The organism is Streptomyces sp. AK08-02 (assembly GCF_033795085.1).
GTDB lineage: Bacteria > Actinomycetota > Actinomycetes > Streptomycetales > Streptomycetaceae > Streptomyces > Streptomyces echiniscabiei.
On record NZ_JARAZV010000006.1, the window covers coordinates 405,193 to 427,144 of the forward strand.

At 69.7% G+C, this 21,952-nt stretch carries 21 protein-coding genes and 1 pseudogene; 15 read left to right on the plus strand and 7 right to left on the minus strand.

Annotation, left to right across the window (positions count from 1 at the left end; all coding sequences use genetic code 11):
• Nucleotides 1-204: 204 nt before the first annotated feature.
• Nucleotides 205-432, plus strand: a pseudogene (locus tag PV734_RS15265) (hypothetical protein); the annotation flags it as partial.
• Nucleotides 429-968, plus strand: a complete 540-nt coding sequence (locus PV734_RS15270; RefSeq protein WP_319090603.1) for a GNAT family N-acetyltransferase — start codon at nucleotides 429-431, stop codon at nucleotides 966-968. The pseudogene PV734_RS15265 and the gene PV734_RS15270, both read left to right, overlap by 4 nt.
• 975 nt (nucleotides 969-1,943) lie before the next feature.
• On the opposite strand, the gene PV734_RS15275 is transcribed toward PV734_RS15270, so the two are convergent.
• On the minus strand, nucleotides 1,944-2,555 hold the full coding sequence (locus PV734_RS15275) for a TetR/AcrR family transcriptional regulator (RefSeq protein ID WP_319289842.1): 612 nt from the start codon (nucleotides 2,553-2,555) through the stop codon (nucleotides 1,944-1,946).
• Nucleotides 2,556-2,828: 273 nt separating this feature from the next.
• Here PV734_RS15275 and PV734_RS15280 point away from each other — a divergent pair, with 273 nt between their 5' ends.
• The 10 genes from PV734_RS15280 to PV734_RS15325 all read left to right on the plus strand — a co-directional run bounded on the left by PV734_RS15280 (nucleotide 2,829) and on the right by PV734_RS15325 (nucleotide 11,193).
• Nucleotides 2,829-3,539: an ATP-binding protein gene (locus PV734_RS15280; RefSeq protein WP_319090605.1), complete on the plus strand. Its 711-nt coding sequence runs from the start codon at nucleotides 2,829-2,831 to the stop codon at nucleotides 3,537-3,539.
• A 115-nt stretch (nucleotides 3,540-3,654) separates the two neighbouring features.
• Entirely contained in the window at nucleotides 3,655-4,254 is a 600-nt protein-coding gene (locus PV734_RS15285) for a flavodoxin family protein (protein WP_319090606.1), read from the plus strand.
• A gap of 138 nt (nucleotides 4,255-4,392) precedes the next feature.
• On the plus strand, nucleotides 4,393-5,322 hold the full coding sequence (locus tag PV734_RS15290; RefSeq protein WP_319090607.1) for a DMT family transporter: 930 nt from the start codon (nucleotides 4,393-4,395) through the stop codon (nucleotides 5,320-5,322).
• A 61-nt stretch (nucleotides 5,323-5,383) separates the two neighbouring features.
• Entirely contained in the window at nucleotides 5,384-6,952 is a 1,569-nt protein-coding gene (locus tag PV734_RS15295) for an FAD-dependent oxidoreductase (RefSeq protein ID WP_319289844.1), read from the plus strand.
• A complete protein-coding gene (locus PV734_RS15300) occupies nucleotides 6,949-7,362 on the plus strand; it encodes a nuclear transport factor 2 family protein (protein ID WP_319090610.1) in 414 nt (137 codons plus the stop codon). Before PV734_RS15295 ends, PV734_RS15300 begins: the two co-directional genes overlap by 4 nt.
• Nucleotides 7,363-7,461: 99 nt before the next feature.
• Nucleotides 7,462-7,860, plus strand: a complete 399-nt coding sequence (locus PV734_RS15305; protein ID WP_319090611.1) for a nuclear transport factor 2 family protein — start codon at nucleotides 7,462-7,464, stop codon at nucleotides 7,858-7,860.
• Between the two features lie 71 nt (nucleotides 7,861-7,931).
• Nucleotides 7,932-8,960: an AvrD family protein gene (locus PV734_RS15310; RefSeq protein WP_319090612.1), complete on the plus strand. Its 1,029-nt coding sequence runs from the start codon at nucleotides 7,932-7,934 to the stop codon at nucleotides 8,958-8,960.
• 29 nt (nucleotides 8,961-8,989) lie between these two features.
• Nucleotides 8,990-10,027 carry a beta-ketoacyl-ACP synthase III gene (locus PV734_RS15315; RefSeq protein WP_319289846.1) on the plus strand — a complete coding sequence of 346 codons (1,038 nt, stop codon included), beginning with the start codon at nucleotides 8,990-8,992 and terminating at the stop codon, nucleotides 10,025-10,027.
• Between the two features lie 67 nt (nucleotides 10,028-10,094).
• Complete coding sequence (locus PV734_RS15320; RefSeq protein ID WP_319090614.1) at nucleotides 10,095-10,343, plus strand: acyl carrier protein; 249 nt, start codon at nucleotides 10,095-10,097, stop codon at nucleotides 10,341-10,343.
• 85 nt (nucleotides 10,344-10,428) lie between these two features.
• The gene (locus tag PV734_RS15325; protein ID WP_319289848.1) at nucleotides 10,429-11,193 is read left to right on the plus strand and encodes an HAD-IB family hydrolase; all 765 of its coding nucleotides are present in this window, start codon (nucleotides 10,429-10,431) and stop codon (nucleotides 11,191-11,193) included.
• 179 nt (nucleotides 11,194-11,372) lie between these two features.
• Here PV734_RS15325 and PV734_RS15330 read toward each other — a convergent pair whose 3' ends face one another.
• The 5 genes from PV734_RS15330 to PV734_RS15350 all read right to left on the minus strand — a co-directional run bounded on the left by PV734_RS15330 (nucleotide 11,373) and on the right by PV734_RS15350 (nucleotide 15,804).
• Complete coding sequence (locus PV734_RS15330; RefSeq protein ID WP_319289849.1) at nucleotides 11,373-12,596, minus strand: transposase; 1,224 nt, start codon at nucleotides 12,594-12,596, stop codon at nucleotides 11,373-11,375.
• 133 nt (nucleotides 12,597-12,729) lie between these two features.
• Entirely contained in the window at nucleotides 12,730-13,311 is a 582-nt protein-coding gene (locus tag PV734_RS15335; RefSeq protein ID WP_319289850.1) for a TetR/AcrR family transcriptional regulator, read from the minus strand.
• 176 nt (nucleotides 13,312-13,487) lie between these two features.
• The gene (locus PV734_RS15340; RefSeq protein WP_319289851.1) at nucleotides 13,488-14,246 is read right to left on the minus strand and encodes a glucose 1-dehydrogenase; all 759 of its coding nucleotides are present in this window, start codon (nucleotides 14,244-14,246) and stop codon (nucleotides 13,488-13,490) included.
• 2 nt (nucleotides 14,247-14,248) lie between these two features.
• Entirely contained in the window at nucleotides 14,249-14,947 is a 699-nt protein-coding gene (locus tag PV734_RS15345) for an HAD family phosphatase (protein ID WP_319289852.1), read from the minus strand.
• A 194-nt stretch (nucleotides 14,948-15,141) separates the two neighbouring features.
• Nucleotides 15,142-15,804, minus strand: coding sequence for a ScbR family autoregulator-binding transcription factor (locus PV734_RS15350; protein ID WP_319090620.1), 663 nt, complete (start codon nucleotides 15,802-15,804; stop codon nucleotides 15,142-15,144).
• 244 nt (nucleotides 15,805-16,048) lie between these two features.
• Between PV734_RS15350 and PV734_RS15355 the strand changes: the two genes are divergently transcribed.
• The 3 genes from PV734_RS15355 (at nucleotide 16,049) to PV734_RS15365 (ending at nucleotide 20,576) form a co-directional block, all read left to right on the plus strand.
• Nucleotides 16,049-16,984: a ScbA/BarX family gamma-butyrolactone biosynthesis protein gene (locus PV734_RS15355; protein ID WP_319090621.1), complete on the plus strand. Its 936-nt coding sequence runs from the start codon at nucleotides 16,049-16,051 to the stop codon at nucleotides 16,982-16,984.
• A 158-nt stretch (nucleotides 16,985-17,142) separates the two neighbouring features.
• Nucleotides 17,143-17,787: a carboxymuconolactone decarboxylase family protein gene (locus tag PV734_RS15360; RefSeq protein ID WP_319289853.1), complete on the plus strand. Its 645-nt coding sequence runs from the start codon at nucleotides 17,143-17,145 to the stop codon at nucleotides 17,785-17,787.
• 137 nt (nucleotides 17,788-17,924) lie between these two features.
• Nucleotides 17,925-20,576 carry a glycosyl hydrolase gene (locus PV734_RS15365; RefSeq protein ID WP_319090623.1) on the plus strand — a complete coding sequence of 884 codons (2,652 nt, stop codon included), beginning with the start codon at nucleotides 17,925-17,927 and terminating at the stop codon, nucleotides 20,574-20,576.
• A gap of 91 nt (nucleotides 20,577-20,667) precedes the next feature.
• Here PV734_RS15365 and PV734_RS15370 read toward each other — a convergent pair whose 3' ends face one another.
• Complete coding sequence (locus tag PV734_RS15370) at nucleotides 20,668-21,876, minus strand: AI-2E family transporter (RefSeq protein ID WP_415924209.1); 1,209 nt, start codon at nucleotides 21,874-21,876, stop codon at nucleotides 20,668-20,670.
• Between the last annotated feature and the right edge of the window lie 76 nt (nucleotides 21,877-21,952).

Below are 21,952 nucleotides of genomic sequence, written 5' to 3' on the forward strand. Positions count from 1 at the left end.
AAATCAGACAATGCCAGCGCTAGTCGGGCCGCTCGGTCCGACCGGTTGGTTCGCGGCGCTGACTGCGGAGTGCGCGAGTCGCGCTGCCTCTTTGACCCCCTTGGGCTGCTTACGCAGGACGAAGAGGGAGGCTAGTGCCAGACACGTGGGTCCGAGTAGGACGTAGGAGAGTGCCGCATTGCCCAGTTGGGCACTGATGATGCTGCCCGGGCCATCACCACGACCCGGCTCGCCCACGCCCCGCTCACGCAGGGCGCCCCCGAAGCCGCCACGGCCACCGCCATGAAGGTCCCCGCCGACGCCGCCACCCAGCACGCCCGGGTCACACGCATGCTGCAGGAGTACGGGGCCGCACTGCGCGCCACCGCGCCCGGCAGCACCAGCGCGCAGACCTGGACCGAGCACGCCGCCACCTGGAGGATGGCCGCATGACCACGGCCCCCGCCAACGACCTGCGCACCTTCACCACCCTCGACACCGCCCGCGGCGACCTCCTCGACGTGTACGCCGACGTACGCGCCCCGCTTCTCCACCTGCCGAACTACGCGGTCACGGCGTTCGACGAGCGCCTGGACCGACACAGCACCGAGCCGGGGTTCGTAGCCGTCCTGGCGTACGCGGATGGACATCCGGTCGGCTACGCCTACGGCAACACCATTGAGCACGGCGATCGGTATTGGCAGCGCACAAGCCCGACGCCGGCGGAGAAGTACACCGAGCGCCCGGCCGTGGCCCTGAAGGAGATCGGCGTCCGGTTGGCCTGGAGGAAGACCGGCACTGCCCGCCGTATCCATGATGCCTTCCTCACCACACGCGAGGAGCCGTTCGTCACGCTTATGGTCAATCCGGCCGCTGGCGACGGAAAAGTCCACTCGCTCTACAAGTCATGGGGCTACCGGGACATCGGACAAAGCCAGCCGTCACCTGCCTCTCCAACCCTCACCGTGATGATCCGGGACACCCGCTGACCCACGAGGCGGGCAGCGCAGGAATTGCCCCTCGAGGCCCAGTCTCGGAGTACGTCCGGCGCGTGCTCTTGCCGATCGGCCCGGGGGCTTGCACGTGTTGCCGGAGCGGCAACTCCGCAAGGCGTTGGAAGATGGCAAGAACGAACCAGGCGCAGGCTGGCTTCGGCAACTCCAAGGTCCCTGACAGAGTCTGGCCACGGGTCCCGAACATCACCGCCCGCAGCTCCTCCACGTGGGGGGTGACAATGTGTTCACTCCGGTGAGTCCGGTGCCTTGGTGCGGCTCATGGCCCGTCACCAGCAGGATGCCCAGGGCCAGGGCCAGGACGACGTCGCGGATTCCCCTGACGATCAGGAAGCCGTCGCCGGACGGCCGGCTCGGCAGGCCGAAGCCCGGAGCCGTTGTCCCCGGGCGGGCGCAGCTCGCCGGGACGCCTGCTCCCGCCCGGGGAGTAGGCATAGTGCGCCGCCGACGTGGAGCCGGACCGCGGGGTCAGGCGAGGGCCGCGACGAGCAGGGCGAAGGCTGTGACAACTCTGACCCGGACGGACACCTGCCGCCCGAGGACACCGAGCGGAGGGTGGAACTGCTGGTGGACCGGCTCTCCATGACCTGACGACACCCACAGCGGCCACCCCTGATCGCCTCGTCGCCCTGCATGGAGCCCAGGCACACGCACACGCACACGCACACGCACAGGCGATCCTGGAGGAAGTCCGTCAGGTAGGGCGGCCGTTCCTTGCCTGAACGGTGGGGCCTCACTACGGTCGATCGTGTTGGTGAAAGTGGAAGTGGCAGGGGAAGTTCGAGGCAACTCGGGGCAGCCATCGGCACTCTGATGGACCGTCGGCGTTTCGGCGCCGGGCTTCCCTGCCGGTCGACGCGTTCCGTGGGGGAATATGAGGATGAGGATCATGAGCGCAGGCCTCGTCGAGGTCGGCTCAGCGAGGGCAGCCGGCTGAGAAGGGCGTGTTCGTCACGCCTCCTTCGGTGCGGGACCGGCTCCGGCACCGGCTCCGGCACCGCGTTCGGCGAAGAGGACGATGAAGTCCTTCAGCGCCGCCAGGTCCGCGGCCTCGCCGTTGGTCTCCAGGCACAACCGGCTGAGCTGAGGCATCACCAACGGCCAGGCGCCCAGTCCGATCAAGGTCAGCAGCAGGCGTCCGCTGTCCTCCTCGGAACAGCCGGTGTTCTCGGCCAGGGAGCTGGCCGCGAGCGAGTACCACGCGGCCCGGCCAGAGGTGTCCGAGGCGTCAGCGGTTCCGAGATGTCCGTCCTGGAGTCCTTCGAACATGAGCAGTCGCAGCAGGGTGGGGTCGTTGCGGTGGTAGTCGAAGACCCGTCCGACGTAGTCGCCGACTGACCCCTCACCCGGCCGCACCTCCCGGACGAGCTCGCTCATCGCCTCGGCGACGACAGCTCTGAACAGTCCCTCCTTGCTGTCGAAGTGCCCGTAGATGCGTTCCTTGTTGACCCCCGCGCGCTCCGCGATGCGGTTCACCCGCGCTCCGGCGATGCCGTAGCTGCTGAACTCCGCTCGCGCGGCGTCCAGGAGTCGACGCTTGGTCGTTTCGGTGCTTCCAGCCATGCGGCCAGTCTATTACCTGCACCACCCAACCAGTTGGTTGACAGCGTTCGATGCATATGCAAGTATTTCCAACCAACAGGTTGGATGGCTCTGCCGGCGCAGCCGGAGCCTCCCTGTGCACTCGTCGCTCCCGACCGGCGTTCCTGACCGGCGTTCTTGATCGTCGCCGACGGCAAGACCCCAGGTCCGGGCCCAACAGCGCGCCCGACCGCCTGTCTCGACCTCTCTCAACCGACCGTCCCGACCAGTCCCAACGGAAAGGCCATCAAGCGCGTGAAGATCGCAATCTCAGGTACGTACTCGGCCGGCAAGACCTCGACGGTCATGGCGTTGTCCCGCTACACCGGGGTTCCGCGCACCCTGGCCCGCACCATCCGGGAGATCCTCCCCGAGGCCGTGCCCGGCAAGGCCCTCGCGGAGGTCACGCCGGCTGAGTTCCTCCAGCTGATGCTGCGCCGGCACACCGGGCGGGCCGCGGCGGAGGCCGTGCTCGGCGATCACTTCATCTCCGACGGCTCGTCGCTGCAGGAATGGCTGTACGGCGCGGGCCGCGTCATGCACGGGATGAACCCGAACGCCACCGCGGACAACGCGGGTGGGCGCGCGGTCGTGACGGAGGCGGAGATGGAGTTCTTCGCCAAGGTCGTCGACCAGTACGCCATCGCGCTGAAGCAGCATGTGCGGGACACCTACGACGCGTACGTCCACCTGGAGCACGAGCTTCCGATAGCCGCCGACGGCCACCGGCCGATGAACGAGGGTTTCCGGGCGACGATCGACAAGAAGCTGCTGCAGACGCTGGACGAGCTGGAGATTCCGTACCACATCGTCCGGGGCACCATGCCCGAACGCCTCACGCAGATCTGCGAGTTGTTCGACCTCAAGCCCGTGATGGGCATGGACGAGGCCCTGGAACTCTCCCGCCTGGACTACGCGGCCCAGGACTTCCGCCTGGAGACGGAGCGCGTCGCGGCAGCCGCCTGACCGGCGGCGCCCACGGCTCCCGTTCCCCCTCCTCCGCTCCCGTTCCCCCTTCTCTGCTCCCGCCGCCCCAACCGCCCTTTCTCATAACGTCGTTATCGCCCTGGAGGTCCACCGCATGTCCAAGAAGCCGTCCGTCGTCATCGCCTACTACTCCGGCTTCGGCCACACCGACGTCCTCGCCCAGGCCGTCGAACGCGGCGCCCAGGCCGCCGGAGCGGACGTCACCCTCGTACGCGTCGACTCCATCACCGACGAGCAGTGGCAGCTCCTCGACGACGCCGACGCCATCGTCTTCGGCTCCCCCACCTACATGGGCTCCGCCGCCGGCAAGTTCCACGTCTTCGCCGAGGCCACCAGCAAGCGCTGGGCCACCTCCGCCTGGAAGGACAAGCTCGGCGCGGGCTTCACCAACGCCGCCTGCAAGGCCGGCGACAAGCACTCCACCCTCGGCTACTTCGCCACCCTCGCCGCCCAGCACCAGATGAACTGGATCAACCTCGGCCTCCACCCCGGCTGGCACACCAGCACCGAGTCCGAGAACGACCTCAACCGCCTCGGCTACTTCAACGGCGCCGCCGCCAGCACGCCCGCCGACCTCCCCCCGCAGGACGTCTCCAAGGCCGACATCGCCACCGCCGAGCACCTCGGCGAACGCGTCGCCCGGCACACCGCCGTCGTTCTCGCCGGCCGCGAAGCCCTCAGCGCCACCGCCTGACCCGGCGGACGACGCCGCTCATCGGGAGGGGCGGCCAACCGGCCCCGTCCCGGGGCCACTTCGCGCACGTCCTCACCGAGCCGCAATCGTTCCCGAGCGCCGCGTGCCAACCAACCTCCCCTCCCCGGAGCCCACCAGATGAAAAACTCCACCCTTCTCGTCCGCACCGCACTCGGTCCGGCGATCGGCGGCACCCTCTTCTACGTCGCCGGCCACTATCTGCCGCCCACCCCCTACTGGGACAGCTTCCTGCGGGTGCTGCCCGCCGGTCTGCTGCTGCTGGCGATCCGTCCCGGCCTGCCCCGCGGCGACTGGTGGTGGAAGTCGCTCGTGCTCGGCACGCTCAACATGGGCATGTTCACCCTGTTCCTGCTGATCTCGGCGCAGCGGCTGCCCGGCGGCGTCGCGGCCACGCTGAACTCCACGTCCAGCCTGGTGGCCATCGCCGTCGCGTCGGTGGTCCTCAAGGAGAAGATCCGGCCGCACCACTACATCGCCTGCCTGGTCGGTGTCACCGGCGTCGCGCTGCTCGTTCTGCGCAGCTCGGCGAGCCTCGACGCGATCGGAATCCTGGCCGGCTTCGGCAGCGCCTCCAGCATGGGTATCGGCAGTGTCCTCGCTCGTAAGTGGGGCCGCCCCGAGGGAGTGCACAGCCTCACCACGGCGGGCTGGACCCTGCTCGGCGCCGCGGTCGTCCTGCTGCCGCTCTCCCTCATCTTCGAGGGTGCGCCGCCGAGCTTCACCGGCAGGCAGCTGGCGGGCCTGGCCTGGGCCGCGTTCGTGGTCGGCGCACTCGGCTTCGCCCTCTTCCTCTCGGGCGTCCAGCGGCTGCCGGTCTCCCAGTCCGCTCCGCTTCCCCTGATGAACCCGGTCACCGCGGCGATCGTCGGCTGGGTGGCGGTCGGCGAACGGCTCACCGCACTGCAGGCCCTCGGCGGAGTGCTCGTGTTCAGCGCGATCCTCCTGGTCGCCAACCCGAAACTCCTGGGCCGCTTCTTCCCCCAGCCGGAACCGGCGAAGCCCGCCGCCCCCGCCGACGACACAGCGCGGGCCGCGTCGTCCTCCTAGACCGCGACGCGGCTTGTTCCCGAGAACGGGACAGCCTGAGAACGGGAGAGCAGGAGAAGGTATGAAGAACTACGACGTCGTCGTGATCGGCGGCGGGCCGACCGGGCTGGTCCTGGCGGGACTGCTGTCGCGGGCCGGGGTGCGGGTGTTCGTCGCGGAACGCCGGCTCCACCGCGGGGACCGGCCCAAGGCGGTCGTGCTACACGCGCCGACCCTGGAACTCCTCGACTCCTTCGGGCTGCTGGGCGACGTGTACGCCCGCAGCATTCCCCTCGAAAGGTTCACCTTCCGGGTCAGCGGGGCGGGGACGTACTCCGCCGAGATGACCGGAATGGACACCTTCCTGGACGGCTACCGGAACATGCCGCAGCCGATCCTGGAAGGGCTGCTCGAGAAATACGCGCTCGAATTCGGCGCACAGACGGAACACGGCGTCAGTTACCTTTCCCACGAGGCGACGGACAGCGGGGTAACGGTCCGTTTCGAAGGCCATGAGGATATTCACTGCTCCTACCTGATCGGCAGTGACGGCCCGCGCAGCGCCGTGCGCGAGTCCCTGGGCATTTCGATGACCGGCCGGAGTCTGACGTCGAGCTATCTGCTCGTCGAAGGCGTCCAGCGGGAACTCGTCGGCCGGGACGAAGTGGGTATCTACGTCGGGGAAGCGGGCATGGTCACCATGATGCCGATCCCCGGTGACCAGGTCCTCGTGGCTGGTCCGGCGGTGTCCGGGCTGGTCCTGGAACGTGGCGTGGACATTCCGTGGTGCCGGATCGCCGAGGCGATCGAGACCCTCGGCTTCGGCAGCCGACTGAGGCTGGCGGACGCCGTCCGCACCAGCCAGTACTCCGTGGATCTGCGGATCGCCGACCGCCTGGTGGCCGGAAACGTCGTACTGGCCGGTGATGCCGCGCATTTGAACACGCCGGCCGGTGGACAGGGACTCAATCTCGGAATAGGCGACGCCTTCGCACTGTCCTGGAGAATTCTCCTGGCATTGAACAACGACGATTCGAGTATTCTTTCGGGATATGATGAGGAACGTCGTTCCTACGCGGAAAAGGTAGTGAAGACGACGTTCCTGGCGCCGTTCATCGAGCGGATCCGGACCACGGACGAAACGACCGTCCCGGCTGTGCGACAGGAGCTGGACGCACTGGCTCTGTCCTGGAGTCAGCTGTATCCGGGCGACGAGAACTGGAACGGCGCCCACTACGAGCTGACAGCCGGAGCGCGGGTTCCCACCGCCCTGCGGACCACCGGGGGACCCGTCCCCTTCCTCCCCCTGAGCGACCGCGTCGACGGTTCGACGCTGGTGCTGTTCGACGACGACAACGAATTCGACGGCGACTTCGGCAACGACTTCGACGACGCGGCTGCCGAGACACTCGCCGCCGAGCCGTCGATCCCCCCGGTACGGGCAGTACACCGGCTCCCCCGACCCGCGCACGGCCGGGTCACCGCGCCGGCGAACGCCCGGGGACTCCTCGTACGCCCTGACCGCCGGGTCGCGCGGGTGCTGGGGGCACAGCCCCCGAAGGCCCCGACCGCCCCGGCCGCTTCACCATCCGACCAGGCCCGGCCGGATGCACACCCCTCCACCACCCAGAAGAAGTGGGACCCCCGATGACCACCGCCGCCACTCACACCACCGACGAGACCGTCGACGCCTTCTTCGCCGCCTTCGGCGCCGGGGACTCCAAGGCCCTGCTGGGCCAGTTCGCCGACACCGTCGACTTCTACGTCGCGGGCTCCCCGAGCATCCCCTGGGCCGGCTCCCGGTCCACCCAGGACGAGATCGCCGAGTTCTTCGGCCTCTTCCCCCAACTCCTCAGCGGCCCCGAGTCGTTCGAGATCACCACCCGCGTCACGCAGGGCCAGGACGCCGTGGTCATCGCCAACTGCGTCTTCGAAGTGATCGCCACCGGAAAGAAGTTCACCAACCGGTACGCGCTGCACTTCACCGTCACCGACGGCCGCATCGTCCGCTACCACATGTACGAGGACAGCTACGCGATCCACGAGGCGTTCACCGCCTGACCGGCGCACCCCGCACCGGCCCACCGGCCGCGTACGGATACCCGTACCCGTACCCACTGAAGTTCCGTCAGTTCCGTCAGTTCCAAGGAGAGAAGAACGATGTCATTCCCGGCCATGCCCAAGGCTGTCCACCAGTTCTACGCCGGTTCGCTGGCCGCCGACGCCGAGCTGTGGGGGGCGGGTTTCGCCGAGGACGCCCTCTTCCACGACCCGGTCGGCAGCGAGCCGATCCGCGGCCGTGAGGCGATCCTCGCCAAGCTGCGCAAGGTGATCCCGCTGTTCGACCCGTTCATCGGCATCACCCCGATCGAGGCGTACACCACCGGCGGCGAGACCGCCGTCTCCTGGCGCGGCGCGGTGGTGACCACCGACGGCAACCCCGTGAACTGGTCCGGTATCTCCGTCTTCCGCCTCGACGACGAGGGCCTCATCGCCGAGGCGCGGCTGTACTTCCACCACGGCGTCTTCGCCGCGCAGGCACAGCTCGGGGACCACTGAGTCCGCTCCCGCCCCGGCGCACCGCGCCGGGGCGGGCGACAGCCGACAAATCCTGATGGGGGAGAACACATATGCAGGTCAACGAACGAATACGGGAGCTTCGACTCAGAAGCGTCGACGAGGTTCTGGGGGATCGTCACGCACGGTTCTTCGGCGAGGGCTTCAAGCGGGTCACGTACTCGCTGACCGACATCGCCATCGCCGCCGGCACGCCTTCGACGCCGGGCGAGGTGCGCGCCACCGCGGGCATCCACCTGCCCGACAACTGGTCGCTCAAGGGTGAGGCCGTCCAGCGACCACACCTGTCGACCCTCGACGGGATGCTCCTCGCCGCCCGGCTCACCGGTCTGTACGCCGCCCACACCCACCGTCTGGCGGCCGACGCGCCCTTCCGGGTGCTGGGCATACGCATCAAGGCCGGTGCCGCCCCCGACGAAGAGGGCCTTGAGCGCTTCGACGTGACGGCCCGGCACCGCTCGACCACCGCTTCCCCGGACACCGCCGGCCTGTGCGTCACCACCATGGAGTGCACGGTGGCCTCCATGACCCTCCAGATCGAGGCCGAGCACCCGGCAGCGGACGAGCCCGACCGCGCGTCCGGCTCCTACGGCACGGCCGAGGACCTCGACGGTCCCTGGAACTCCACGGCGTTCGGCGTCTCGCACCACAGCCGCGCCCAGTACCTGGAGGACGTGGTGGCGGACGTCTCCGCCGGCACGGCGCACGCCCGGCTCACCCTCGTCGACACTCCCGACCCTTCCAGTCCTTCCAGTCCTTCCGGCCCGGACGCGGCGGAGGAGTACGGCCCCACCGCGATCGACCTGTTCGTCTCCGCGCTCCAGCTCGGGCAGGTGCTGCTCTACGAGCTCGACGGGCTGACCCGGGCGGACTCCAACACGCTGTGGATGCGCAGCACCGTCTTCGCACCCAGCACCGGGACCGAAGCCGCGGCCGGGGCCGATCCCGGCGGCCGTTTCCGCGTCACGCTGGACCGCACCGCGCAGCTTCCCACCGCCGAGGGCACCTGGCGCACCGCACGCATCACCGCCTCTCTCGGCGGAACCCGGCTGACCTGCAACGTCGTACACCTGCTGCCCTGACCGCTGCCATCCGCCAGAAAGCGATCGCCGTGCACACCACACCTGTCGCGCTGGTCGGTCTGGGCAGTTATCTGCCCCCGCAGCGCATCACCAACGCAGCCCTCTGCGAACGTCTCGACACCACCGACGAATGGATCACCAGCCGCACCGGCATCCGTAGCCGGCACTGGGCCGGACCCGGCGTCGCCACCGGTGACCTCGCCGTCGAAGCCGGCCACCGGGCCCTGAAATCGGCCGGCCTCGAAGCCGGTGCCGGCGCGGTCGACCTCGTCGTACTGGCCACCACCACACCCGACAACCCCTGCCCCGCCACCGCCCCCGACGTGGCCTCCCGCCTCGGCCTCGGGCCCGTAGCGGCCTACGACATCGCGGCGGTGTGCTCGGGCTTCCTCTACGCGCTCGCGGCCGCCTCGGCGTACATCGCCGCCGGGCAGGCTCGGCGGGCCCTGGTCATCGGGGCCGAGACCTACTCCACCATCCTCAACCCGTCCGACCGGACCACCAACGTGATCTTCGGCGACGGTGCCGGAGCGGTCGTCCTCTCCGCGGCGTCGGACCACGACGACCATGACAACCACGACAGGGCCGGTCTGCTGCTCGGCTTCGAGCTGGGCTCGGACGGCTCCGGACGGGACCTGATCACCATCCCGGGCGGCGGTTCACGCCAGCGCGCCACCACGCCGACGCCCGACGCCGACGACCGCTACTTCACCATGCAGGGCAAGCACGTCTTCACCCAGGCGGTCAACCGCATGACCGAGTCGTCGCAGGCCGTGCTCGACCGGCTGGGCTGGTCGGCCGAACAGGTCGACTGGCTCGTGGGCCACCAGGCCAACGTACGGATCCTCAACGCCGTCGCCCGCGGTCTGGGCATCCCCGCCGAGCGCGCGGTCATCAACCTCGACAAGGTCGGCAACACCTCCGCGGCCTCGATTCCGCTCGCCCTCGCCGACGCCGCCGCGAACGGCTCGCTCACCCCGGGTTCGCGTGTCCTGCTCACCGCGTTCGGTGGCGGTCTCACCTGGGGCGCGGCGGCTCTCACCTGGCCGGACATCGTGCCCGCCTGACCGTCCCGGCCCCGCGTCACCGCACACGTAGCTCTCATCTCCTCATACCCGGAAGGCAATTGCTGACATGAGCACCTCAACCCTGCCCCTGGCCGACGTTCTGATCGACATCCTCCGCTCCGACTACGAGGTCCCGGAGAACACCGACGTCGACACCGACTTCGAGAGCCTCGAGTTCGACTCCCTCGTCCTGGTCGAGTTCGCCGTGGCGCTCTCGCGACGCTTCGACATCGACGTGGAGGACCACGAACTCCAGGAGGCCGGCACCATCGCCGCCACCGCCGAACTCCTGAAGTCCAAGGGTGTCCAGGGCTGACCCGATCGCTTCCGCCGCCCCTGCGCCCCGCCCGACGCCGCGTTCGCCGGCGTCGGGCGGGGCGCAACGCCTCACAGGAGAGACCATGAGTCCCCAACGCCTCGCGTTCTTCGACGTCGACGGAACCCTCACCACGGACATCACGCTCTTCCGCTTCCTGCGCTTCTACCTCGCGGCGCGGGGACACGGCCCCCAGGTGTACGAGCAGCGGCGTCAGCGGCTGAAGGCCATGACGGCCGTGGGTGTGCCCCGTGAGGCGACGAACCGCGCGTACTTCGCCAACTTCCGGGACGCCGACGCGGCGACGGTGACCGATCTGGCCCGGGTCTGGTTCGAGCGGGAGCTGGACCAGGGCGGCTTCCTCAACCCCAGTGCCGTCGACGCGCTGCACCGGCACAGATCGCGGGGCGAGACCGTCGTCCTCGTCTCCGGATCCTTCCCGGCCGTGCTCCTGCCGCTCGCCGAACACCTCGGCGTGACCGACCTCTTGGCCACCACTCCCGAGATCCTCCACGGCCGCTACACCGGGGAACTGCTGCGCCCACCGATGATCGGCGCGGCGAAGGCCGACGCGGCACGACTGGCGGCCTCGGTCCACGGGGCGGACCTCGCCGACTGCACCGCCTACGGCGACCACCTGTCCGACCTGCCGATCCTGAACGCGGTGGGCACACCCGTGGCCGTGGCGGGCGACCCACGCCTCGATCAGCACGCCCGAGCCCACCACTGGACCGTCCTGCCCGGCGCCCCCGAACCACCGGAACTCCCGCTGGGCGAGTGCGCCGCACCCGGGGACGGCGAACGCCGGGCACGGGCACGGGAACGGGAACGGGCAGTACGGACGGCATGAACCATGTGAATCGCATGAACCGCACGAATGGCATGAACGGCACGGGCGACAGCGGCGGTTGAGGCACAGGAAGCCATCGGCTGACGCGCATACGTGCCCGCCCCCGAGCCGCGACCACTCCTCCCCCGCCTCCCCCTACCCGGCCCGTACGGCGTGCCGGGTGACCGGCGACGGCCGCCTCAGCGTCCCCCTCGCAGGGCCAGCAGGCGCATGGTGTGGGCGGCGGACGCGAGGGTCATGTGGCGGTGCCAGCCGCAGAACGACCGGCCCACGAAGTCCCGGGCCCCTGTCCGGTCCGCGCCGAGGCTACGGTCGAGGGCCACCTTGCGGGTCAGCTTGGTCAGTTTCAGCAGGTCCGCCGGAGTGGTGTCCGCCAGGTCGGACACCCATACCTGGGCGGGACCTTCCTGCTCGTGGCGCCACTCGCCGAGGAGCACCAGAGGCCGCTGATGGCCGAGTCCGGCCCCGGCCACCCGGACCCGGACGGCGGCCACGCTCGACGTGTGCACACTGCCCGAGCCGCCCGGGTCGGCCCAGTCGACGGCTCGCCGGGAGAACCTGGCCGATTCCAGGATGCTCGCCGCCGGCACGGGCCACTCGTCGAACCCCGGCAGCCCGGGGTCGTCCACGACGAACCGGGTGCTCGCGGCGATCCTCGCCACCACGGGCAGCCCTCCGGCGGCGAGACGCCGGGCGGACTGCCAGTCGGCGTCCGCCCGTAGGTCCATGAGCACGGGCCGTGGCGCGACGGGCCAGTCCCGTGCCGCCTCCAGCACCGTGTCGGCCGCGCACCGCTCCATCGACTCGTAGCCGACGGCGGGCGGGATGTCGGCCCGTCCCCGCAGTGCCTCGTCGTCGATCCAGTGCCGTGGCATGAACAGCTTCCAGTTGACGGGCGCGCTGAAGGCCGTGGAGGCGTACCACGCGCCGAAGGCCCGCTGGCCGCTCACGGACCGGCCGGCCTGGGGGTCGAGGAACCGGTCGACGCCCACCGTGTGCTCGCCGTCCTTGGGGATGGTCACGGCGTGCAGTACCCATGCCTGGGGCGGGCACAGCCGGTCGAGGAAACCGGCGTGCGCGGCACGCATCGGCTTCCAGTCCCAGGTCGAACCGCAGATGAAGTGGTGCAGCCGCTGCTCCTCGTCCGGCCAGCCGAGCGAGAGGGCGATGTTGCGGACCGACTTGCGGCCCTCGGCGAGCAGCAGACCGCGCAGATAGTGCTCACCGCGTACGCGCTGGTCCCGTCTGCTGAGGGAGGAGAAGAGCGTTTCCAGGAACTCCTCCCGGTGCCGTCTCAGCTCGGCGGTCCTGTGCTGGTCTCTCGGGATCCGTCCGGGACCACGGCTGATGGTGGTCCTGGTGTGCTGTGAGCGTGCGGGCCCCGGCTGGACCACGGTGTACATAGAGCTCCCCCGTCTCGTGCGGGCCCGGCTGGCCAGGGCACCGCCTGGGGAAAATATAGAATACTCGTTTTGTTTTTGCACCCCCGGTTTGTAGCGGGCACACTGGCGGCGGCATCCGACAGCCGTGCCGCCGCTACAGCGCACCGCCGGCGATCCCGCGCTCGATCAGCGGCCATACGCGGGCGAGTTCGCCACTGAGATCGGCCCGCCGCCCGGCCGGCGTGCGCGGATACGCCTCGACCCCCGCCACCAGCCAGCCCACCAGCGTCGCCACCAGGTACGGCCCGCCACCGGGGCCGAGTTCGCCGCGCGCGTCGGCCTGGTCGGCCAGTTCGACGAGGCACGGCATCCATGCCTCCTGCCAGTCGGTGGCGATGTCCGCCCGTTCGCGCGCCAGCAGGGCGGTCGCCCGGACGACGACGTCCTCCTCGATCAGCCGTACGAGGGCGCGCAGCAGAAGCCCCACCGCCCGCAGGGGCGAGTCGTACTCCTTGGACACGGCCTCCACGACCTCGCGAACGGTCGCGGCACCCAGGTGGATCACCGCCGCGGCCAGGCTGGTCTTGTCGGGGAAATGAAAGGTCAGGGCGCCCATCGAGACGTCGCACAGTTTGGAGATGGCCGCGAGGGTGGCTCCTCTGTAGCCCTGTGCGTCCATGCACAGGGCGGCGCCCCGGATGAGGAGCTCCCGGGTATGTGCCGCCCTGACCTGCACCGCCGCGATCCCTCCCGTGGGCTTCCGCCCGGCCGGGCGGATCCGTCGGGGCGGCCGGCTTCATACGGCCGCCCCGATGCGGAAACTACCTCCCGAGCAGCACTTTTTCAAAGCGATCGTTCTCTTTTTAAGCCCGGGACAGGGAGTGTTGGCAGGAAGTGTTCGGCGCGAGCAGATCAGTGGGTGGCGGTCGCACCCCCGTCGACCGGCACGGCCGCTCCGGTGACGAAGGATGCCTGGTCACTGCAGAGCCAGGCGGCGGTCCGCGCCACCTCCACGGGGTCGGCCATGCGCCGCTGGATCGAGGCCGCCGCGAACGCCTCCTCCAACTCCGGTGCCTGCTGGAGGACTTGCTCCATCATCTCGGTGCGGGTGCTGCCCACCACCAGGGCGTTGACCCGGATGCCCCGGACGCCGTAGTCCGCGGCGGCGGCCTTGGTCAGGCCGATGACCGCGTGCTTGGCGGCCACGTACGCCGCGGACGCACCCGTCGCCGCGGTGCCCGCGACACTGGAGGTGTTGACCACGGCGCCGCCCCGGCCGGAGTCGAGCATGGCCGGTATCTGATGCCGGAGACAGTTCCACACGCCACGCAGATTGACGTCGATGGTCTGCTCGTACGTCGCGTCGTCGATCTCGTGGAGCGGCAGGCCGGCCGTGGCGTACCCGGCGTTGTTGAAGGCGGCGTCCAGGTGGCCGAAGGTGTCGACCGCGCGCTCGACCACGTGGGCCATGTCCTCGCCCCTCGCGACGTCGCCGGGCACGGCCAGGGCACGGCCGCCGAGGCCGCGTATCTCCTCGGCCAGGGTTTCGAGCGGCTCGGCGCGTCGGGCCGTGAGCACGACCGCGGCGCCCTCGGCGGCGAAGAGCCGGGCCGCCGCCGCCCCGATGCCGCTGGACGCGCCGGTGATCATGGCAACTCTTCCGTGCAGCACGGTCACTCCCCCCACGCGTCGCCGGTCGCGGCCCGGGCGTCGACGAGACGCAGCAGGTCCTCGTCGATCCGGTCGAGGCGGTCGACGACGTGACGCACTCCGGCCTCCCCCATCAGCTGACGCTGGAATCCGTGCTCGAAGGGGCTGGGGAGCCCGATGAAGGGGGTTCCCAGGTCCTTGGCGGCTTCCGCGACGCGGGCCACATCGTCCACGAACACGGCCTGGTCCGACTTCAGTTGGAAGACGTCCGTGGTGATCTCGTGGACCCCGGGCCGGAAGTCGTTGGTGCACACGTACCCCGGGCCGTCGAAGAGTTCGGCGTGGGCCCCGAGGAAGTGGTCGAAGTGGGCCTTGGGCAGTCCGCCGTAGCAGACGGTGCGCAGCCCCAGGCTCCGCAGGAGCCGCAGCAGTTCGACCGCGCCGTCCGCCACCACGACGGGATGGCGGGCGACATGGCGGTCACGTTCCTCGAAGTAGGCGGCCAGGGCCTCCTCGCCCGACATCGTGCCGCCCACGGCCTCCGCCATCCGCTGCCCCGCTATGTGCTGGGGCTGCGAGAAGATCGCGCGCTCCGTCTCGGCCGTGTACGCACCGCCCCGGCTGACGACGAAGTGGTGGATCACCGGACTGAAGGTGTCGTTGAGCAGCACCCCGTCGATGTTGAGCGCGGCCAGCCGCAGTTTTTCGAATTCCCGTCTCATGTTCCCCCTCCAGAGGCCCCGCACCCGCCGCCCGGAGACTCCCGTGGGCCGCGCACAGCTGATGCGCGTGCGGGGAGCCGCCCGGGCGTCGTTGCTCGGGGCGGACGGCGGCGGCAGTCCCTGATCATGTGGATCACCGATTCACCGGAACGCCGGATCACCGGATCACCGGGCCACCGCCGTGCGGGGCCCGGTCAGGTCATTGAACCCGCAGCGGGAAGACTGCCATAGACAGCCGCCCTGCCCTGCTCGGGATCGATCACGATGCGGACCGCCAGGGCGGGGACGGCGACGCCGGGGAGGACCAACTTCCACATACGGACGGCGCGTTGTGGCAGATCCGCCCGTCCGGTGGCGGCGGCGGAGAAGAGCTGCATGCCCGTACAGGTCTCGACCACGAGCTCGGCCAGCTCCTTCGGGTCCACCCCGGCCTGCAGCTCCCCCCGCTCAGCGGCCGTGACCAGGCATTCCTCCATGATGGCCGCCCACTCCTGGTAGGGAGTCGCGGCGCCTTCCATGCCGAAGGCGCTCTGCTCCGTCGTCAGGCGTACTCCGGCGCGCAACAGCGTGTCCGTCTGCAGCAGATGGGACCAGATCATGGTGATGTCCACCAGCCGCTGGAGCCCCTCGGAGGTCAGCAGCGGCATTATCGTCCGCGGCTGCGCCTGCATGACGGCGCGGGCGAGGCCGTCCTTGGACGTGAAGTGGAAGTAGAGGGCACCGGAGGTCGCACCCGCCCGCTCAAGGATGCGGTTGATGCTCGCGCCGGCGTACCCGCACTCGTCGAACACCGCCGCCGCGGCATGAAGGATCGCCTCCCGCGTCTCCACGGCTCGTTGCTGCTTCAGCTGTCTCATGCCGGCTCCAAAAAAGAATAATCATTACGCTAAAGCTTGACGACAAAATTTTACGCTTTACGAACGAACACCTGATATGCGCCCCGCGCCATCGGCCGTCCGAGCCGAGCGACACCCGCTCGCTTGACGTCTAATTGAAGACCCCTTTACCTACCCGTGAACATAGAGAGCAGAGCAATCTTTATGTTTATGTGACCCAGCCTCGCGGCCGGGTCAGATTTGGTCAATGCCAGGGGGAGCTCACATGTCCATTACCGCTCAGGATCTGCCGGACACCGTGGTCGGCATTCCGGTCACAAGTGACTATGTACACAAGGTGGACGCGTCGGAGGTCCTGCTCACGGAGTGGCAGGAAACGGGACCCGACACGTACCGCGTCATGGCCGACTGGCCGAAGGACCACAGCTTCTACCGCTCCAGACACGGCCTGCACGACCCTCTCCTCTTCGCCGAAACGATCCGCCAGACGGTGCCCCTGCTCAGCCACGCCGCCTACGGCGTGCCCTTCGGTCACCGCCAGTCGTGGAGCAGCCTGAGCTACGCCCTCACCCCCGCGGCCCTGGCCGTCGGTGAGGGCGACACCGCCGTCGAACTCCGCGTCGCCTGCCAGGACGTCGTACGCCGTGCCGGCCGGCTCGCCTCGGTGAACATGCAGCTCGAGATCGTGCGCGACGGCATGACGGTGGGAACCGCCCAGACCCGCTTCGCCAACCACGCACCGGCCCTCTACGCGCGCCTGCGCGGCCCCTACGCCGACATCGCCTGGTCCACCGGCCGCGCACTCCCCGTGTCACCTCCGGTGGCACACCTCCGCGTCGGGCGCGACCACCCCGGGGACGTGGTCCTTTCCGCCTCCGACGTACCGGGGCGCAGCCGGCTGCGGGTCGACCTCCAGCACCCCATGCTGTTCGATCACCCGGTCGACCACGCGCCGGGCATGCTGGTCCTGGAGGCCGCACGCCAGGCCGCGCAGGCCCTGGCACACCCGCGGCCCGTGACGGCCATCGGCATGGACGCGGTCTTCGCCCGCTACTGCGAGTTCGACGCACCGACCTGGGTCCACGCCAGCCTCCTGGACTCACCCGACGGAATCACGACCCGTGCGGTCGTCTCCCTCGTGCAGAACGACCTGTGCCTGTTCTCCGGCGTCATTACCCTGCTGGAGACGCCGACGCGCTGAACGCCGACAGACAGCGCCCGGGGAGGACCGAACCGCCCCTCCCCGGCGCTCGCGGCGACCGGGTCCTCGATCCCCTTCCCGGCGGGCCGAGTTGGACAACGAACGGCAGGGGGTCAAGGGTGACGTCGGCCGAGCCGCCCCTCACGAAGGAGTTCGCCGTGGAGTACCCAGACCTGTCGGACCTGCCCGCAGACCTACGGGAAGCCGTCACCGAGCACGGTTCACTCAACGTCTTCCGCATGATCATGCACTCGCCCGCACTCGCCCCCGGCCTCCTCCAGCTGGGCGACGCGGTCCTGCGGGGCAACTCCCTCCCGGACCAACTGCGCGAACTCGCCATCGTGCGGGTCGGCCACGTCTACCGGGCGCCGTACGAGGTTCACCATCACGAGAACATCGGCCGCCTGGTCGGTCTCGGCGAGGCCGCGATCACCGCCGCCTCGACCGGATCCACCGAGGGACTGCCGAAGGCGGAGGCGTCGGTCCTGCGCTGCACCGACCGCCTGCTCGCCCGGCACACCCTGAGCGACGCCGAGCGCGCGGAGGTGCTGGAGTTCCTCACGGTGCAACAGCTCTCCGACCTCGTCATCACCGTCGGCTTCTACCAGCTCGTCAGCAACTTCCTGAACACCTTCGGCGTGACGACCGAGGGCGAGATCAGCCCGTACTTGAGCCCCACTCCGCCCAGGACCGTGAGGTCCGTGCGGCTCGGCGGGGCGACAGCGGCGCCAGGACATCGGCGGGGCCGGGCTGTCGGCGGTCGGTGGAACGGCGAGGGCGGCCCTTCCTTCGCCGTGCCATGAGCCGGCTGTGTGCTGTACACGAAGCGGCAGGTTCTGGTCAAAGCCTGTCCAAGTGCGGGCCGCTTCGTCCTCCGTCCGTGATCAGGTCCCTGCGACGGCTGTTACAGCCGTCTCAACGCCTGTTCTGGGAGGACCTGGTGTCAGCACCGACTCGTAGAAGACGATGGCTCACGATCTGCGCCATCACCGCCTCCGCCGCACTCGTCGCGATACCCGCCGGCGCCACGCCCGGGGCGGGCGGCAGCCCCTTCGGGCCTCGCGTTCTCGGCCGACTCGCCGCGGATCGTGCGCAGTCGGTGGGTGCGCTCACCCCGGCCCTCAAGGGCGACGACGGCGACGGGGACGACGGCAACGAGGCCGACGAGATCGCCGAGGGCGCGGACCAGTACTCCGAGGCCCGCACCTCACCCGGTGTCGTCGCACCGGGCGCGTACGGCGCCGCGTGGCAGAGCCTGAACAAGTTGCCGAGTACCAAGGGGAGTTGGCGGAACATCACCGACCTGCCCTACAACTCCGACGACCCGCGCTACCGGGACGTCGACTCCAACTCCAGTGGCGGCTCCGGAAATGTGACAGGCCGTATGGCCGCGATGGCCGCCGACGACGACGGATACGTGTACGCCGGCAGTGCGGGCGGCGGGGTCTGGCGGTCCAGGTCCGGCGGAGGGCACTGGCAGGCCATCAGCGACCGGCTGCCCGCGCAGTCCACCGGCGCGCTCGCCCTCGACGGCGCCGGACGGCTGTGGCTGGGCACCGGCGAGGCGACGACCAACGCGGACGCCTACCTCGGCAGCGGCGTCTACGTCCTGACGGACCCGCACCACGGCACGTTCTCCTCCCGCGCCCGGGTCGGCGGCGACGAGCTGGAGTCCACCACCGTCCACCAGCTGCGCTTCGGCGGCGGCAAGGTGTGGGCGGCGACCGGCAAGGGCGTCTGGAGCCACTCCACGAAGACGCTGAAGGGCGCCTGGAAACTGGAGTTCGCCCCCAACCCCGAGTTCCTGCCCGGTGGTTCGGAGGCGGCGGACCCCGACGCCCCGTACAAGAACATCGCCAACGACATCGCGATCGACCCGAAGAACCCGAACAAGGTGGTCCTCGCGGTCGGTTGGCGCAGCGGTGACGACTACAACGGCTTCTACACCAAGGGCGCGGGCGGCACCTGGACCCGGATCACCAGCGGCCTGGGCGACCTCCCGGCCGACCCGGACGACGTCGGCAGCGTCACCTTCGCCCGCTCCGCCGACGGCTCCCGCTACTACGCCATCGACCAGTCCCCGGAGCAGCTGAACACCAACCCGGACAGCGGACTGGAGGGCTTCTACGTCTCCAAGTCCGGTTCCCCGACCGGCCCCTGGACGAAGATCGCCGACTACCAGGGCCTGGCCGCCTCCGGTTCGGCGCTGACGTCCAGCGGCTACATGCCCGGCGTCCAGGCCTGGTACAACCAGTTCCTGACCGTCGACCCGAGCGACCCGCAGCACGTGTACGCGGGGCTCGAAGAGGTCTACGAGTCCAGGGACGGCGGCGGCACCTGGTCGACCGTGGGCCCGTACTGGAACTTCGGCTTCTCCTGCTGGAGCATCGACCCGGCCAAGCAGTCCGGTGACTGCTCCCAGACCACCCACTCCGACCAGCACGGTGTCGCGATCGGCCGCTACCACGGCAGGAGCTTCGTGTACGTCGGCAACGACGGCGGCGTCTACAAGCGCCCGCTGAACGGCCGGCAGGACACCTCCGGCCACGCCACCGACTGGACCTCCCTCAACGACGGAACCATCGACACCCTGCAGTACTACTCGGTCGGCATCGGCAAGGACCTCGACCACGGGGGCGTCTCCGTCACCGGCGGCCTCCAGGACAACGGCCAGTCCGTCCTCCGCGGCAACGACCGGGTGATGGGCTCCAACTTCGGCGGCGACGGCGGCGACACCCTCACCGACCCGGCCAACGGCTGTGACATCGCCGAGGAGTACGTCTACCTGTCCATCCAGGTCACCCAGAACTGCGCTGTCAACGACGGCAGTTGGATCGACGACTCCAGCAAGGTCACGTCCTACAACGTCGCCCCGGCCGACAACGCCACCAGCGAGGCCCGCTTCATCGCGCCGCTCGCGGCCGACGCGAAGAGCCCCTCGACGTGGATCGCGGGCGGCCGTCACGTGTGGGTGCAGACCCACGGGTACGCCATCCGCAGCGGCGACGAGTGGACCAGCGTGTACGACCTCGGTGCCGGCCACACCGCGACGGCCGTGGCGGCCTCCGGCGGCAAGGTCTACGCGGCCTGGTGCGGCCCCTGCAACAACCAGGGCTTCGCGCGCGGCATCTCCGTCGGCAACGCGGACGGCACCGGCTGGCACGACATCACGCTGCCCGTCGACGGAACCGTACCCAACCGGTACCTGAGCGGCTTCGCCATCGACCCGAAGAACGCCGACCACGTGTTCCTCACGGTCAACGGCTTCTCCCGGCAGTGGACCGAGGGTCCTGGCGCGGGCGTCGGCCATGTCTTCGAGTCCAAGGACGGCGGCACCACCTGGAAGGACATCTCCAAGAACTTCCCGGACGTTCCCGCCGATTCCGCCGTCGTCACGTCGAACGGCGGCCTGGCCGTCGGCACCGACCTCGGCGTCCTCTACCGCGCACCGGGCCGGACGACCTGGCAGCGCGTGGGTGACCTCCCGGCTGTCGCCGTGCTCCAGCTGAAACTCGGCCCCGACGGCAGCACCCTGTACGCGGCAACGCACGGCCGCGGTATCTACTCGATCAAGGTGCGCGCCCTCGGCTGACCCTGTTGCCGAGGACGACGAGGACGACGAGGACGAAGGGCAGGGAGGGGTGGTCCGGCTGATCGCCGGGGCCGGGTCACCCCTCCTCCGGTCAGTGCGTCGCCTCGACGCTCCGGTCCGCGCCTTCCTCGTACCGCCCCCGGAGCTCCGAGAGCACGCCGAACGCCGCCGCCGTCAGCGGTACGGAGAGGAGCATGCCGAGGATGCCGGCGAGTGAGGCGCCTGCGGTGAGGGCGACGAGGATCACCGCCGGGTGCATCTGGAGCGTACGGCTCTGGATCATCGGCTGGAACACGTTGCCCTCCAGAAGCTGGACGAGGGCGACCACACCGAGAACCCACAGCGCGGTGGTCAGCCCACCGTCCGCGAACGAGACCAGGACCGCCACCGCGCCCGAGAGGAACGCGCCCAGGTAGGGGATGTACGCCCCGATGAACACCAGCGCCCCGAGGCCGACGGCGCCCGGCACCTGGAGGATCAGCAGACCGACGGTGATGCACACGGCGTCGATGAACGCGACGATCGTCGTACCCAGCATGAAGCCCTCGATCGCCTGGAAGGCGCGCCGGGCCATGACCTCCAGGGTCGCGCCGGAGCCGCGGGGCGCCAGCGAGTGCAGCGAGGCGACGGCCCGGTCGGAGTCGCGGAGGAAGAAGAAGAGGAGCAGGATCGCGAGCGTCGCGGTGGCGATCATCTCGGTGAGCAGACTGACGCCGCTCAGCACACCGGAGACCGCGGTACCGCCGAACTTGGAGAACAGTTCCTTGGCGTTCGTGGCGAGTTCGTCCAGGGAGTTGCCGACCACGTCGAAGCGCTCGCTGAGGTCCTTCGCCGCGTGCTGCACGGAGGTGACGATCTGGTCGCCGGTGTCGATCAGTGCGTTCACCACGATGTACGCGGCCCCGCCCATGACCAGGATCACGGCGGCGCAGGTCAGCCCGGCGGCGAGGGACTTGTTGAACCTCATCCTGACCAGCCGCCGGTAGAACGGGCCGAGCAGGGCCGAGAGAAGCAGCGCGAGCAGCACCGGCGTGACGACGGTCTGGAAGGTGATGCAGAACCACACACCCACCGTGATCACGCCGCTGAGCAGCAGCATCAGCGCGCTCACGGCGGCGATACGCCGGGCGGGGCCCGAGAGAAGGGGTCCGCCGTGGTTGTCGGCGCTGACCGGCGGGTGCGAGGGGACGCCGGTGCTGCGTACCGTCGTACGCGTCCGGTGTATCCGCGTACCGCGTCGCCCTGGCTGCCTGTCGCGGCTGCCGCCGACTCTGCGAGGGGCTCCCGTACGGCTGTTCATCCTGTTTCGTCTCCGCTCACACGCATGACCGCTGTCCGCTGTCCGCGGCGTCAGAGTAGACCGGCGCGAGACCCGC